Source organism: Candidatus Omnitrophota bacterium, assembly GCA_028693815.1.
In the GTDB taxonomy this organism is placed as follows: Bacteria; Omnitrophota; Gorgyraeia; order Zapsychrales; family Aceulaceae; genus Aceula.
The window spans coordinates 116,558-129,694 of record JAQUUP010000001.1; the positions used below are offsets into that span (position 1 = coordinate 116,558).

Here is a 13,137-nt window from a genome sequence, read left to right on the forward strand (position 1 = left end):
GAGCCTCAAGTTTATGAAGCGTTAGCGTTCATAAACTTGACAGGCGAATTTACCCCGCATGCGAAGCGTGTCGGGCAAAAGATATTTAAGACCCCATCGTCTAGCCTGGTTAGGACACAAGCTTTTCAAGCTTGCAGCACGGGTTCAAATCCCGTTGGGGTCGCTTTTGTGGCTCTGAAGGAAATTCCTTCAGAGCCATTTGTTTTATCTGAGAAACAGGGGATTTGATGTGGATAATTTGAAAGAGGAAATAAAAAAAAGTGCTATTGACAAGATAGCTTTTGTTTCGCTAGGGATTTATCTTTTTTTGTTTTCTGTGGTTGCAGTTTTGAGATATCACTTCTTTTCTTTTGTTGATTTTGATTTTGCAATATATGCACAAGTTATGTGGAATATGCTGCATGAAACCCTACATAGTTCGCTTTTGGGCGTCTCTTTTTTAGAAAACCATATAAGTCTTATTCTTTTTTTTATTTTTCCTTTTTATTTTGTGCTTAAAACACCTGCTTGCCTTCTTGTTTTTCAAGTGTTTGCTATTTTTGTTGGCGGGCATCTTTTTTATCGTTTTGCTTCTCAAATTATTGGGCGAGCATGGGCGGTTGCCTTACTCGCGCTATATTTAACATATCCGCCGTTAATATATGCAAATCTTTATGAATTTCATCCTGTTGTTCTAACTATTCCTTTTTTAATGTTGGCATTGATTTCTTATCAAAAAAAGGAATTTGCTATTTTCTTGCTTTCTTGTTTTTTTGCGATGCTATGCAAAGAGAACATTCCTTTGGCTGTTTCAATGTTTGGGATATTGGCGTTTTTTGATAAAAGATCTGTCAGGTGGATCTTAATACCGTTTTTTTTAGGTTTTTTTGTTTTCTTTTTCTTTACTGTTATTATTAAATCTTATCTGGACAGTAACTCATTAAATTATTTTTTGATTTATCAGCAAATCGGAGGGACCCCTGAGGGTATTTTTAGAAATATTCTTTCTTCTCCATATAAAATTATAGGAATGCTGTTTTCGTTAGATAATTTCTTTCTTGTTTTTCAGATGTTTTTGTCGGTAGCGTTCTTTCCTCTGTTTTCTTTAAAAATGCTTGTTCCAGCCTTTCCTTTATTTTTGCAGCATTTTTTGTCCAACAGACTTTTGGAAAAAACAATTTTTTTCCATTATTCTGCGAAATTTGTTCCGTTTTTATTTATTTCGTCAGCTTACGGACTCAAACAATTGATTTCAAAATCTTCTGTAAAGAAGAGAAAAATAGTTGGAATTTTAATAGTAATTATTTGTTTTTTTAATATTTATTTTGTAGTAAACACAAATTCCGGGAGAAGAAATATTGATGTATGGAAAGAAGTGTTTTGTGTTTTTCAGCGGGAGCATCAAAGGAAAATTTATCAAGAAAAAATTGACCTCATTCCGGCAGAAGCTTCTGTGGCTTCAACATTTCGTTTTCTTCCAAAGCTTTCTCAGAGAAAGAACGTTTATTCGTTTCATTATTTTCTCCAAGGAACGTATATCATGTCTTTAAAAGAATATCCTTGGCCAAAAAGCGTGGACTATGCGCTTGTTGATTTTGATGATGAGTTTGCTTTTTCCTTTAAAAGCAAGGATGCAGACAAAAATTTAAACAAGTTTTTTATGACTACCTACAATTGGGAAGTTGTTGATTTTGAAGAATCGACAGTTTTATTTAAAGCTTCTAAGAACAGTAATTTTTCTTCTTTGTTTGAAATTTTGGGTGAAAAAGAAAGCCCAAATTTAAATATTAAAGGCAAGATAAAAGATGATATAGAGCTTTTAGGATTTGATTTTGACATCCAAGAGAAAGAGTGTTGCACAGAGGTTCTTTTTTTCTTTTATTGGAAGTGCTTAAGACCAACCAGAAATGATTATAATGCAAGCGTTGCTATTGTTGATGCTCAGGGAAAAGTGAGTCACCAGCAAAGAAAATATACATGTTATCGTCTTTATCCGACATATCAATGGAAAAAAGGGGAAGTTGTCAAAGAAAAGTATCGCTATTGTTTGCCTCGATCTTTTTTTAAAGAAAAGAATTTTTTAAAAATGATAATTATGGACGACACAAATAAAGAGTTTATTAAAATAGAGTCAGAGTATAAAAAAAGATTTGATTCTGACGGGAATTTAATATTGTTTAATGGAAAAAAAATGAAATGAAAAATAATCAAGAATGTCCCCTTTGCGGCCTTCAAAAAAACAGAATTGTTTATAAAGAATTATCGAAGGGGTTAAAGGAAGGAGTCGATCAGGGTTATCGGATTTCTGAGGGAAAGCTTCAAAAACCAGAAGAAGTCTATCAGTGTGATGTTTGCAATTTTATTTTTGCTGGTAAAGACAGATCGAGCACATTTTATTTGAAGCAATACGAAGACATGATTGATGAAGATTATTTAAAAGAAGAGCAAGGGCGGCGTGAGGCAGCGCGAATAATTATTAAAAAGATTGAAAAACATAAAAAACGCGGAAAACTTTTAGATATAGGGTGTGCAAATGGATTTTTTCTTGATGAAGCAAGAAAGAGAGGCTGGGAAGTTTTTGGTGTTGAGGTGTCTCAATGGGCGCTTGATTATGCTAAAGAAAAATTAAATCTTAATGTTTTTAAAGGGCCATTAAAAAACGCTAGCTTAAAAGAAGGATCTTTTGATGTTGTTGTTATGATGGATGTCATTGAGCATCTTCAAGAACCCAGAAAGCAACTTGAACAGATAAAAAAAATACTTAAAAAAGATGGGATTCTCTATATTAGCACTCCGGACATTTCTAGTTTTGCGAGTCGAATTTTAAGAGCTAAATGGTGGGGAATTAACAGAGCACATCTTGTTTATTTCTCGAAAGAAACATTTCAAAAAATGTTGACATTATGTGGGTTTAAAATAAGCCGTTATTATTCTCATGTGAGAATTTTTTCTTTTTCCTATTGGGCGAAAAGAATTAGTCAGTATGATATGCCAGGGATTTTAAAAATATTTAATTTTATTTCTAAAAAAAGTAGTTTTGGGAAAATAAAGATAAAAATAAATCTACACGATCAAATTGAAGCGGTGGCTTTTAAAAAATAAAAAGGAGGAGCTATGAATTTTTGTAATTGTTTTAAAAAGATTAAAGAAGATCACCTGTTGCTAGAAAAGAATTTTTCTTCTGAAGCATGCTGGAAGCTATCAACAGCGCTCCAAGAGGCTGACAATGAACTAAGGGAAGGAATTCAGGAGTTAACAAAAATCGAAGTAAAAAAGATTATTAATAAGCTTGTTGGTAACCAGAGTCTTTCGTCTGAGGAGCTAGAATATCTGAAATTGTGGATTGTTGGAGATGCGGATTATTATATAAAAATGGAAAATAATTTTGAAGAGTGGGTAAGAGAGGTGAAACGATTAATCGACGAGATTAACAAAGAAACAAAAGATAATATGGATTTTGTCTGTGCAGGAAAGATTCAGGGGATGGTCCGTGATGTGATCCGGACATTAGGTGATGTTTTATTTTATCTTCAAAGCAAAGAAAGGCTTGAAAAATTTAAAGAAGCGACAAAAAAAATAGACAATGAAGAACGTGCGCTTTTGATTGACCTTCTTCAGCACAAAATGAATTCACCAAAAGTTTAATTATTCATAGAAACATTTTTAGAAAAGGAAAAAAGATGAACGAGAAAAAGATTTTTTTAAATGAAAAGGATATCCCAAAAAAGTGGTATAACTTAGCGGCAGATTTGCCCACTTCAGTTTTGCCTCCTTTGGGGCCAGATGGAAAACCAATTACCCCGGATATGTTAGGGGCTATTTTCCCAATGAATTTAATTGATCAAGAAGTTTCTACTGAGCGTTGGATAGACATTCCTGACGAGATATTAGAAATTCTTTATCGGTGGAGACCTGCTCCTCTTAGAAGGGCAGTTTATTTAGAAAAATATTTAAATACACCGGCAAGAATTTACTATAAAGATGAAAGCGTTTCGCCTGCTGGAAGCCATAAACCGAATACAGCGGTTGCGCAAGCTTGGTATAATAAACAATTTGGAACAAAAAAACTAACAACTGAAACAGGTGCTGGCCAGTGGGGGAGTGCTTTGTCTTTTGTTTGTGGTCTTGTTGGGCTGGAGTGCAAGGTTTATATGGTGCGTGTGAGCTTTGATCAAAAGCCGTTAAGAAAAGCAATGATGGCAACATGGGGAGGACGATGTATTGCAAGCCCTAGCAGCGAAACAGAAGTTGGAAGAAAAATTTTAAAAGAAATGCCAGATACGCCAGGAAGTCTTGGGATTGCTATTAGCGAAGCTATTGAAGAAGCGGTATCAGATAAAACAGGGCAAACTAAATATTCTTTAGGAAGCGTTTTAAATCATGTTATGTTACACCAGACAATTATTGGGTTAGAAGCTAAAAAGCAACTTGAAATTGCCGGTGAAAAAAAGGTAGATGTTGTGATTGGATGTGCAGGCGGAGGAAGTAATTTTGCAGGACTTGCATTTCCTTTCGTTAATGACAAAATTCACGGGGAAAAGATAGAGATTATTCCTGTTGAGCCACTGGCTTGCCCTAAAATGACTAGAGGAATTTTTTCGTATGATTTTGGGGACTGTGCCGGCATGACTCCACTTTTAGCTATGTATTCACTCGGTCATGGGTTTATTCCAGCACCAATACATGCAGGAGGGTTAAGATATCATGGAATGGCTCCACTTGTCAGCCAGGCCATTGTTGAAGGTTTGATGAAGCCAAAGGCGTATGATCAGATCAAGTGCTATGAGTCTGCCCTTCTTTGGGCAAAGACAGAAGGTACAATTTGTGCGCCAGAAACAAGTCATGCTATAGCGTGCGCTATTGATGAAGCTATTAAAGCAAAGGAAGAGGGAAAAGAAAAAGTAATTCTTTTTAATTATAGTGGGCATGGACTTATGGATTTGCTTGGTTATGAAAAATTCTTAGCCGGGAAGCTCGAACCGTATTCTTTGTCTGATAAAGAGCTTGAAAAATCAATTGATCAAATTAAGGATTTGCCAAAAGCTGAAGAAAGAAAAACCGGAAAGTGGTAGGAAATAAAAAAATAGATGTTATGTTTTATGAAGCTTTTGAGGAGGAGCAAAAGCTATTAAAAGAATTGTGCCCAGCACAAATAAATTCACAATTTACGTCTCAAACAATTCAAGAAAAAAAAGACGAAGAACCACAGAGCACCTTCATTAGCATTCGGACACAATCGAAAATTCCCGATAATTGGGCGCAAAACCTAGAAGGCATTTTAACGAGAAGCACGGGATATGACCATATTTTAGATTATGTTAATTGGACAGAAACATCTGCGCAAACAGGATATCTTCCTTGTTATTGTGCTCGCGCTGTTGGCGAACAGGCGCTGTTACTTGTGATGAGTCTTTTAAGAAAATTAAAAAAACAGATCAATAGTTTTGAAATATTTAATCGAGATGGATTGACGGGTCAAGAATGTCAGAATAAAAATATTTTAGTTGTTGGCGTCGGGAGCATTGGATTAGAAATTGTTGATATTGCAAAAGGGTTGCGCATGAATGTAGCTGGTGTTGATATTAAAAAAAAGGTCAAAGATTTTAAATATATAAGCTTAGCGTCTGGACTCGCCTGGGCTGACATTGTTGTTTGTGCTCTTTCTTTGACCAAAGAAACAACCCGGATGTTAGGATATGAGGCGTTAAAGAATGTAAAAAAAGGAGCTATTTTTGTTAATATCGCTCGAGGAGAAATTTCTCCGCTCAAAGATTTAAAACAACTTTTAGATGAAGGTGTTTTGGCTGGTGTTGGATTAGATGTGTTTGAAGATGAAAAAAATATTGCTCATTTCTTAAGAAATTCTAAAAAGAAACCAGAAGATGAAATTGTTAAGATTATAGAAGAATTTCAAAAAAGAGATGACGTTGTTCTAACACCACACAATGCGTTTAATACCAAGGAAGCCTTGAAAAGAAAAGCTGAGCAAACAATGGAATCTGTTGCTTTATTCTTAAAAGAAAAAAGATTTCCTTGTTCGGTGCCATTAATAGAGAGGAATTAAAGAAGAAATGCTTAAAATTTATGGAGGAGACCTGTCTTCTTTTTGCAATAAAGTTCGGCTTGCTGCTAACGCGATGGGCATTGAATATGAATATATAAAAATTAATTTTAAAGATAAGCAGCACAAAACTCCTGAATTTTTGAAGATGCACCCTGCCGGAAAAATTCCTGTTATTGACGATGACGGTTTTATTGTTTTTGAAAGCAATGCGATTATTAAATATTTAGCTGAGAAAAATAATTCAGATCTTTATCCTGAAGATATAAAAAAGAAAGCAGAAGTTGACCAATGGATTGATTTTTGTTCGTTTCATGTGGGTAGTGCGATGGATAAAATTTTATTCAATAAAGTATTTGCTCCTCGTATTAAAGTTCCTGTTGACGAGCGCGCAATTCAAGACGGATATATGTTTTTGAATAGATATCTTCCTGTCATAGAAGAGCAGCTTGGAAAAAACAAGTTTCTTGCTGGAAGTCAAGCGACCTTGGCTGACATTAATCTTCTCGCTATCTTAGATCCATGCGAAGTAGCGGATATCGATCTTTTACCGTATGACAATCTTTCTCGGTGGAGAGAGATGCTTAAAAGGCAAGATTTTTATACAAAATGTTATAAAGAGTATGGAGAATCTCTTCCCCGTAGGGAAAAATAATGAAAATCGCACTTGTTCAATTTAAAACAGAAAAAGAAAAACAAAAAAATATTAATAAGGCTATTTGCTTTATTCAAAAGGCCGCGGCTAAAAAAGCAAAGCTTGTTCTTTTTCCAGAAGCGTTTTTGTCCTATATAAAAAAATCAGAGGACATTTTTCTGCAGGCAGAAGAAATTAAAGGATCGACGGTAAAACTGTTTATGCAGCAGGCAAAGGAGCTTAAGATTGCAATCTTGCTAGGTTCTGTTTACGAGAAAACAAAACGAACTAAAAAGGTTTATAATACATCTCTTTTGATTAGCGATAGTGGAAAGATTTTATCAAAATATAGAAAAAGAAATTTATTTTTAGCGTGCATTAATGGTAAAAAAATTGATGAGTCTAAATATATTTCTTCAGGAACTTCTTTGACGACGGGTAAAATAGAAAATTTTAAATTCGGATTTTCTATTTGTTATGATTTGCGATTTGCAGACATGTATGCTAAATATAGAAGCAAAGATGTGAACGTGTTTTTGGTCCCGTCTGCATTTACAAAGGTAACGGGACAAAAACATTGGGAAGTTCTCTTAAGGGCGCGGGCGATTGAAAATGGCTCTTATGTTTTGGCGCCTAATCAAGTTGGAACAAGTGGGCAAGGTATTGCTCTTCATGGAAACAGTATGGTTGTTGACCCGTCGGGAAAGATATTAAAGAAAGGGTCTGGGCACAAGGAAGAAATGTTTTATGTGGAGTTAAATTTAAAAGAATTAGAAAAGATAAAAAAGATTTTACCTCGCTAAAGAGGAAAGTTTTTTAAAACGGTTTGTTGAATTTTTTGAATAAGGAATTTTAAAATTATGAAAAAAAGTATTCGCGTTTGTGTAACAGGAGCTGCCGGGCAAATTGGATATGCTCTTGTTTTTCGTATTGCATCTGGAGAGATGTTCGGAAAAGATACGCAGGTTCATTTGAATTTGTTGGAGCTTCCTGGAAGCTTAGATGCGCTTTCAGGTGTTGTTATGGAATTAGATGACTGTGCTTTCCCTTTATTAAAGAGCGTTACTCAAACAGCGGATCTAAGCGTTGCTTTTAAAGATGTAGATTGGGCTCTTTTAGTTGGAAGCGTTCCAAGAAAAGAGGGGATGGAAAGAAGCGATCTTTTAAAGATTAACGGGAAAATTTTTGTTGAACAAGGGAAAGCTTTGGACGAAAATGCTAACCCGAATTGCAGGGTTTTAGTTGTTGGAAACCCTTGCAATACAAATGCTTACATAGTAAAGAGTGTTTGCAAAAAAATTCCAAAAGAGAACTTTTTTGCCATGACTATGCTGGATCAAAATAGAGCTGTTGCGCAAGTTGCGTGTAAGGCAAAAGTTTCCATTGATAGTGTTAAAAATTTAGGGATATGGGGAAATCATTCTGCAACGCAATATCCTGATTTTTACAATGCAATGATTAATGGCAAAAAAGCAATCGATGTGATTAAAGACGAAAAATGGATTCAAGAAACATTTTTAAGCGTTGTGCAAAAAAGAGGGGCAGCTATTCTTAAGGCAAGAGGAAAATCTTCAGCCGCTTCAGCCGCTAACGGAGTGGTTGACACAATAAAAAATCTTATAATGCCAACAGAAAAAGATTTATTCTTTTCTGTGGCGGTTTGTTCGGATGGAAGCTATGGTATTCCTGAAGGGCTTATGTTTAGTTTTCCTGTTCGGTCCGACGGAGAAAAATGGGAAATTGTAAAAAATATTTCTCTCAACGATTTTGCTAAAGCAAAAATAAAAATAACGCTTCAAGAGCTCGAAGAAGAAAAACAAAAAGCACAAGAAAATTAAAAATGGATGGAGAATACATAAATGGAAGAAAATAATTCTCAGCCACAAGAGGAAGAAAAAAAAGAAGTGGGAAATGAATCAGAGCTTGATAATTTAAAAAATGTTTTGGACAAAGCTGATCAAGAAGCAGAAAATTTGAGCATTGAATCAAAGGAAGATATCGTCGAAGAAGAGGAAGAGTTTTTAGGTGTGTCTCCTGAGGAAAAAGAACAAGATAGCGTAAAAGAATCGGCAATAGAAGAGCCGCAGCCTGCTTCAGAAATCCTAGAAAGCGTTTCAGAAGATGCTCAAAATGTTGCTGCAGAAGAAGTTGCAGAGACTCCGAAAGAAGTTCAAGGTGAGCCGAAAGAAAATATTGAGCCTCAAGAGGGAAAAGAAGAAAAGTTAGATCAGGAATTAACAGAAGAAAAAGAAGCAATTTTGCAACAAGATCGGCAAAAAGATACGCATGAAACAAAACTATCTTTTAACGAAAATGTAGATAAGCTTGATCAGATGATAAAAGATTTTAGCAAAAAAGAAGAATAATTTTTTTCTAGAATTAGCTGTTTAATGATTTTTAGTGTATAATTAAAATAGTTCCATTTTTAAGAAAGGAAAGGCATGAATAAGAAGAATGCTCAATCGCCTCTAGAATATATTATGATTATTATTGCTGTTATTGCGTCGATCACAGCGATGGGGCCGTATGTTATTCGGGGAGTTAATGCTTATATGCGTTCTTGGGAGATTTCAGCTGAACAGACACAAAGAGACACAAGGGCGCGCTTAAATGCTTGGGAGGTTCCAGGGGCAGAGCCTCCTTTGTCTGTTGAATGTGGATATTTTTCTACTGACCAGAGCGGTTGCAAGGCAGCTGTTGGTGAAGATGGAAGTCGGTGCTGGTGGTGGCAGCAATACGAAGAAGTGACTGATAATCCTGGTGATTGCGCTGTTACCTTTGATACATGTAGGATGAGAGGATCAACAACTTCGGGATTTATTGTTATAAATGGATGCACCATGAGTGATAATTTTTGTAACGTAACATATGACGAGGATTGTAATTTTGCGACTTAGGTTCTTTATTTAAACGGGAGAAACCCAAAAAAATTAGAAAAATGTTGTACTGACCTCGATTCCCCAGTATAATCAAATATACATATTTTTAATAACAATATTTTAAGGAGGTTTTTGTGAAAAAGAAGCAATTATTTATATTTTTTAGTATTTTTATACTTTTATCGACAACAGGTTGCGATAAGTTTTCTTTTTTAGAGGATTATTTCCCTTCTCTTAAGAAAAACAAGAAAGAAAAAGTTGTTCAGAAAGAAAATATTAAAAGTGGCCAGAACGAACCTGTTAAAAAAGAAACAATAGTTTCTGCGAAGCCTGAAGCACCTCTTGCTAAAAATGTTTTAGTAAAAATGGGTGACTGGACGATGACGATTGAAGAATTTAAGGAGAAAACAAAAGGGTTAAAAGAAGTTTTGCCGGAATACGACGAGAATGACCCTGAAACAAAAAAATTAGTTTTAGAAGAATTGATTCGTCAACAGCTTTTAGTTGAGGCTGCTAAAAAAAGAGGGATTGATAAAAAAGAAACGGTTGTTGCTGCTATCGAAGAATTCAAAAAAACTCTTTTAGTTCGTGAGCTGGCTGTTGAGATTGCTGAAAGCATTGTCGTTACAGATCAAGAAGCTAAAACATTTTATGATGAGAATCAAGAATTATTTAAAGAGCCAGATCAGTGGCGTATCCGAGAGATTCTTGTTGACAATGAAGCAAGAGCAAAAGAATTGGCTGTTGCTCTTTTGCAAGGAGCAGACTTTGCACAAGTGGCTCGAGAAAACTCTATTGCTGAAACAGCTTCTAGCGGGGGAGACACGGGATTTGTTGTGGAATTTGAAGATCCAAAAATCCAAAATGCTGTTTTTACATTAGAGCCAGGCTCTGCGAGCAATGTTTTTAAAGGAGACAAAGGATATTATATTGTTAAGCTCGAAGAAAAAAAGCAAGGAATAATGCAGAATTTTGAGGATGTGAAAGAAGAGTTAAAAGAAGGCCTTGTAGCGATGAATCAACAGCAAGCGATTATTGATTATGTTGAAACTTTGCGATCAGAGGCGAATATTGAAATTAACGAAGATCTTTTAAAATAAAGGCTGGTCTATGGCTATTGATTTTAAAAAATTTAATAATAAGCAAATTGGCATTGTTATTTTGGCGGTGATTGCGGGGATTGTGGCCATTGTGTTGACTAATAACTATATCAATACGACGGTTTCAAAAGGAGCTTCGTCGGAAGAGATTAAGGCTTTGTTTGAAAAAATACAAAAACTAGAACAAGAAAACAAGTCGCTTTATCAGCGACAAGACGCCTATGCTGGCCAAATTCAGCAAAGGCTTGATTCGTTTTCCCAAACACAGGCACAACAGCGTCAGGCCCCACCAAAAGAAAACGGAGACATTGTAAAACCTCAATCTCTGGCCCTCAAAACACCTTCTGGTAAAAGAGCGATTACGGTTAAGATCGAGACTTTATCTGCTGTTGGAGGCTTGATTAATCCAGGGGATTTTGTCGACATTTTAGTTCATATAAAAGCAAATGGTTCAAGTTCTGGAGAAAAAACAACAGTTACATTATTCCAGAATATTCAAGTTTTAGCTATTGGCTATAATGTTGAGATGCCTGCAAATTTTGAAGCTCAACAAAAAACAGCTACTCTTCCTATAACATTAGCTGTTGATCCAGAACAAGTTGAGATGATTACATTTGCTGAAACACATGGAAATCTTCAGCTTGTTTTAAGGGGCCCAAGAGAAACGAGAGAAGAACGTTTGCCATCGGGCAATTGGGATACATTTAACAAATATCTCTTAGAAGAGCAAGGAGTTGTTGTTAGCTCTCCAGCGTCGCCGAAAGAAACCGTAGATCTTAACGAAAAAGAACAATCTAATATTCAAGTTTTTCGAGGGGGAGTAGAATAAAAACTTTATGAAAAAAAATATTTCAAAAAAATATATTGGATTTTTTATTTTTGTCGCGACAGTCTTTTTCTTAATAGCGGCAGCGCCTGAAGCGTTTTCGAAAAGTTTCAGGGAAACAATTGGTGCTTTTGGAGAGGATACCCTTGAGATGGTCGTCGGAGATCTTGATACAATTTGGACTAAAGAATTGACAAGGGTTGCCGTTACAGATCCTTCTGTTGCGGATGTGGTCGAAACAAGCGCATCTGAGATTTTAATGTCAGGAAAAAAAGCTGGTAAAACAACTGTTTTTATTTGGGATCAATATGGAAAGAGATCAATCGTCGTTTGGGTGTTTGAGGAGAATTTAGATCTCGTCGAAACACGATTGAAATCTCTTTTGCAGAGCGCTGGCATTAAAGACTTAGAGTTTAAAGAAAACGCACTTGAAGGAAAGATTGTTGTTTCTGGTGAGCTCGATGACGCAAAGAAAAAGGAATTTGATGGTATGGTTGAGCCTTTTTCAGATAGCATCGTGAATCTTGTTAAAGAAAGAGAAAAAAAAGAGCTTATTGAAATTGATATTCAAATATCAGAGATTAATACAACGGTAACAAAGAATTTAGGAATTGAATGGACCAACTCTGAAGGCGGAGGAAGCTTAGAGTACGATGAAACTTTACCAACATTTAATCCTAACGCACCCACTGATTTTTTCAAAATAGGCGATTTTGCTAGAACCACGGCGCTTAAGGCAACAATCAATGCGCTTATTACTGAAGGAGAAGGAAAGGTTCTCTCTCGGCCAAGAATTGTTATGAAAAGCGGAGAAGAAGCTAGTTTTTTAGTTGGAGGCCAGATTCCCGTTAGCACTACAACGACAACCGAAGGTGGCAATGTTACACAAAACATAGAGTTTAAAGATTACGGAGTTGATTTAAATCTTAAGGCTATAGTAAAAGAGGACGATAAGATTGACATTGAGCTTAAGGTTGAGGTAACAGATGTCGACAGCTCCTATATTGTTTCTGGAAACTATGCCTATACGACACGTACAGCAGAAACAAAGCTTCTTTTGGACAACCTTCAAACCGTTGTCTTGGCAGGATTTATTAAAGACAATAAAGCAGAAAATATCTCTAGAGTCCCATTCTTGAGTGATATTCCTATATTAGGAGCTATTTTTAGAAATAAAAGCACAGACCCAAATAAGCAAACAGAGCTTTTCATTACTTTGACGCCTAAAATTATTTCAAGAAACCGTATGGCAGAAAGTGATGATGTAGAAGAAAATATTGTAAAAGCGACTCCAGTTATTGAGGAAAAGCCCATTTCAACAGCTAAGGAAACATTTCGGTCTATTTCGGTTCCAGCAAATATAGCAAATTATGTTAAAGCGATTCAGAGAAAAATTGCTGGAAATCTTATGTATCCCGAGGATGCCAGACAGTCCAATTTTCAAGGAGCTGTTGATTTAGAGCTTGTGCTTCTTAGAAACGGCGCTCTTTTGTCCGCTTTGATAAGCCAATCTTCCGGCTATCCAGTTTTAGATCAAGCTGCGCTTAATACGGCACAGCGTTTTTCCCCTTATGGAAATTTTCCTTCAGATGTTAATGCTAGAGAAATAACAGTAACAATTCCTATTGTCTATCGACTAGACATGGATTAAAAAAGTG

General features: G+C 35.7%; 13 protein-coding genes and 1 tRNA gene. All 14 read left to right on the top strand.

Features of this window, described 5'->3' with window-relative positions; all coding sequences use genetic code 11:
• Positions 1 to 89 precede the first annotated feature (89 nt).
• Positions 90 to 163: transfer RNA gene (locus PHY73_00500), tRNA-Glu, on the top strand.
• A 66-nt stretch (positions 164 to 229) separates the two neighbouring features.
• On the top strand, positions 230 to 2,179 hold the full coding sequence (locus PHY73_00505; protein ID MDD3374189.1) for a DUF2079 domain-containing protein: 1,950 nt from the start codon (positions 230 to 232) through the stop codon (positions 2,177 to 2,179).
• Positions 2,176 to 3,081 carry a class I SAM-dependent methyltransferase gene (locus PHY73_00510; protein ID MDD3374190.1) on the top strand — a complete coding sequence of 302 codons (906 nt, stop codon included), beginning with the start codon at positions 2,176 to 2,178 and terminating at the stop codon, positions 3,079 to 3,081. The genes PHY73_00505 and PHY73_00510 overlap by 4 nt, the downstream gene beginning before the upstream one ends.
• 12 nt (positions 3,082 to 3,093) lie before the next feature.
• Complete coding sequence (locus tag PHY73_00515; GenBank protein MDD3374191.1) at positions 3,094 to 3,624, top strand: hypothetical protein; 531 nt, start codon at positions 3,094 to 3,096, stop codon at positions 3,622 to 3,624.
• Positions 3,625 to 3,659: 35 nt separating this feature from the next.
• Complete coding sequence (locus PHY73_00520; GenBank protein MDD3374192.1) at positions 3,660 to 5,051, top strand: TrpB-like pyridoxal phosphate-dependent enzyme; 1,392 nt, start codon at positions 3,660 to 3,662, stop codon at positions 5,049 to 5,051.
• Positions 5,045 to 6,043: an NAD(P)-dependent oxidoreductase gene (locus PHY73_00525; GenBank protein ID MDD3374193.1), complete on the top strand. Its 999-nt coding sequence runs from the start codon at positions 5,045 to 5,047 to the stop codon at positions 6,041 to 6,043. Before PHY73_00520 ends, PHY73_00525 begins: the two co-directional genes overlap by 7 nt.
• A 7-nt stretch (positions 6,044 to 6,050) precedes the next feature.
• Positions 6,051 to 6,695 (top strand): glutathione S-transferase family protein, encoded by a 645-nt coding sequence (locus tag PHY73_00530; GenBank protein ID MDD3374194.1) that lies wholly within the window; start codon positions 6,051 to 6,053, stop codon positions 6,693 to 6,695.
• Positions 6,695 to 7,477, top strand: a complete 783-nt coding sequence (locus PHY73_00535) for a hypothetical protein (protein MDD3374195.1) — start codon at positions 6,695 to 6,697, stop codon at positions 7,475 to 7,477. Before PHY73_00530 ends, PHY73_00535 begins: the two co-directional genes overlap by 1 nt.
• A 57-nt stretch (positions 7,478 to 7,534) precedes the next feature.
• Positions 7,535 to 8,512: a malate dehydrogenase gene (locus PHY73_00540; GenBank protein ID MDD3374196.1), complete on the top strand. Its 978-nt coding sequence runs from the start codon at positions 7,535 to 7,537 to the stop codon at positions 8,510 to 8,512.
• 21 nt (positions 8,513 to 8,533) lie between these two features.
• Positions 8,534 to 9,040, top strand: a complete 507-nt coding sequence (locus PHY73_00545; protein ID MDD3374197.1) for a hypothetical protein — start codon at positions 8,534 to 8,536, stop codon at positions 9,038 to 9,040.
• Positions 9,041 to 9,115: 75 nt separating this feature from the next.
• Entirely contained in the window at positions 9,116 to 9,571 is a 456-nt protein-coding gene (locus PHY73_00550; GenBank protein ID MDD3374198.1) for a hypothetical protein, read from the top strand.
• Between the two features lie 116 nt (positions 9,572 to 9,687).
• On the top strand, positions 9,688 to 10,653 hold the full coding sequence (locus PHY73_00555; GenBank protein ID MDD3374199.1) for a peptidyl-prolyl cis-trans isomerase: 966 nt from the start codon (positions 9,688 to 9,690) through the stop codon (positions 10,651 to 10,653).
• Positions 10,654 to 10,663: 10 nt separating this feature from the next.
• Positions 10,664 to 11,482, top strand: coding sequence for a Flp pilus assembly protein CpaB (gene cpaB, locus PHY73_00560; GenBank protein ID MDD3374200.1), 819 nt, complete (start codon positions 10,664 to 10,666; stop codon positions 11,480 to 11,482).
• A 7-nt stretch (positions 11,483 to 11,489) separates the two neighbouring features.
• Positions 11,490 to 13,130: a TonB family protein gene (locus tag PHY73_00565; GenBank protein ID MDD3374201.1), complete on the top strand. Its 1,641-nt coding sequence runs from the start codon at positions 11,490 to 11,492 to the stop codon at positions 13,128 to 13,130.
• Positions 13,131 to 13,137: the final 7 nt, after the last annotated feature.

What these genes read in the sequence shown, in the direction of transcription:
- PHY73_00510 (MDD3374190.1), top strand. Translation starts at nt 2,176, where the DNA reads ATGAAAAATAATCAAGAATGTCCCCTTTGCGGCCTTCAAAAAAACAGA.
- PHY73_00515 (MDD3374191.1), top strand. Translation starts at nt 3,094, where the DNA reads ATGAATTTTTGTAATTGTTTTAAAAAGATTAAAGAAGATCACCTGTTG.
- PHY73_00520 (MDD3374192.1), top strand. Translation starts at nt 3,660, where the DNA reads ATGAACGAGAAAAAGATTTTTTTAAATGAAAAGGATATCCCAAAAAAG.
- PHY73_00530 (MDD3374194.1), top strand. Translation starts at nt 6,051, where the DNA reads ATGCTTAAAATTTATGGAGGAGACCTGTCTTCTTTTTGCAATAAAGTT.
- PHY73_00535 (MDD3374195.1), top strand. Translation starts at nt 6,695, where the DNA reads ATGAAAATCGCACTTGTTCAATTTAAAACAGAAAAAGAAAAACAAAAA.
- PHY73_00540 (MDD3374196.1), top strand. Translation starts at nt 7,535, where the DNA reads ATGAAAAAAAGTATTCGCGTTTGTGTAACAGGAGCTGCCGGGCAAATT.
- PHY73_00545 (MDD3374197.1), top strand. Translation starts at nt 8,534, where the DNA reads ATGGAAGAAAATAATTCTCAGCCACAAGAGGAAGAAAAAAAAGAAGTG.
- PHY73_00550 (MDD3374198.1), top strand. Translation starts at nt 9,116, where the DNA reads ATGAATAAGAAGAATGCTCAATCGCCTCTAGAATATATTATGATTATT.
- cpaB (MDD3374200.1), top strand. Translation starts at nt 10,664, where the DNA reads ATGGCTATTGATTTTAAAAAATTTAATAATAAGCAAATTGGCATTGTT.
- PHY73_00565 (MDD3374201.1), top strand. Translation starts at nt 11,490, where the DNA reads ATGAAAAAAAATATTTCAAAAAAATATATTGGATTTTTTATTTTTGTC.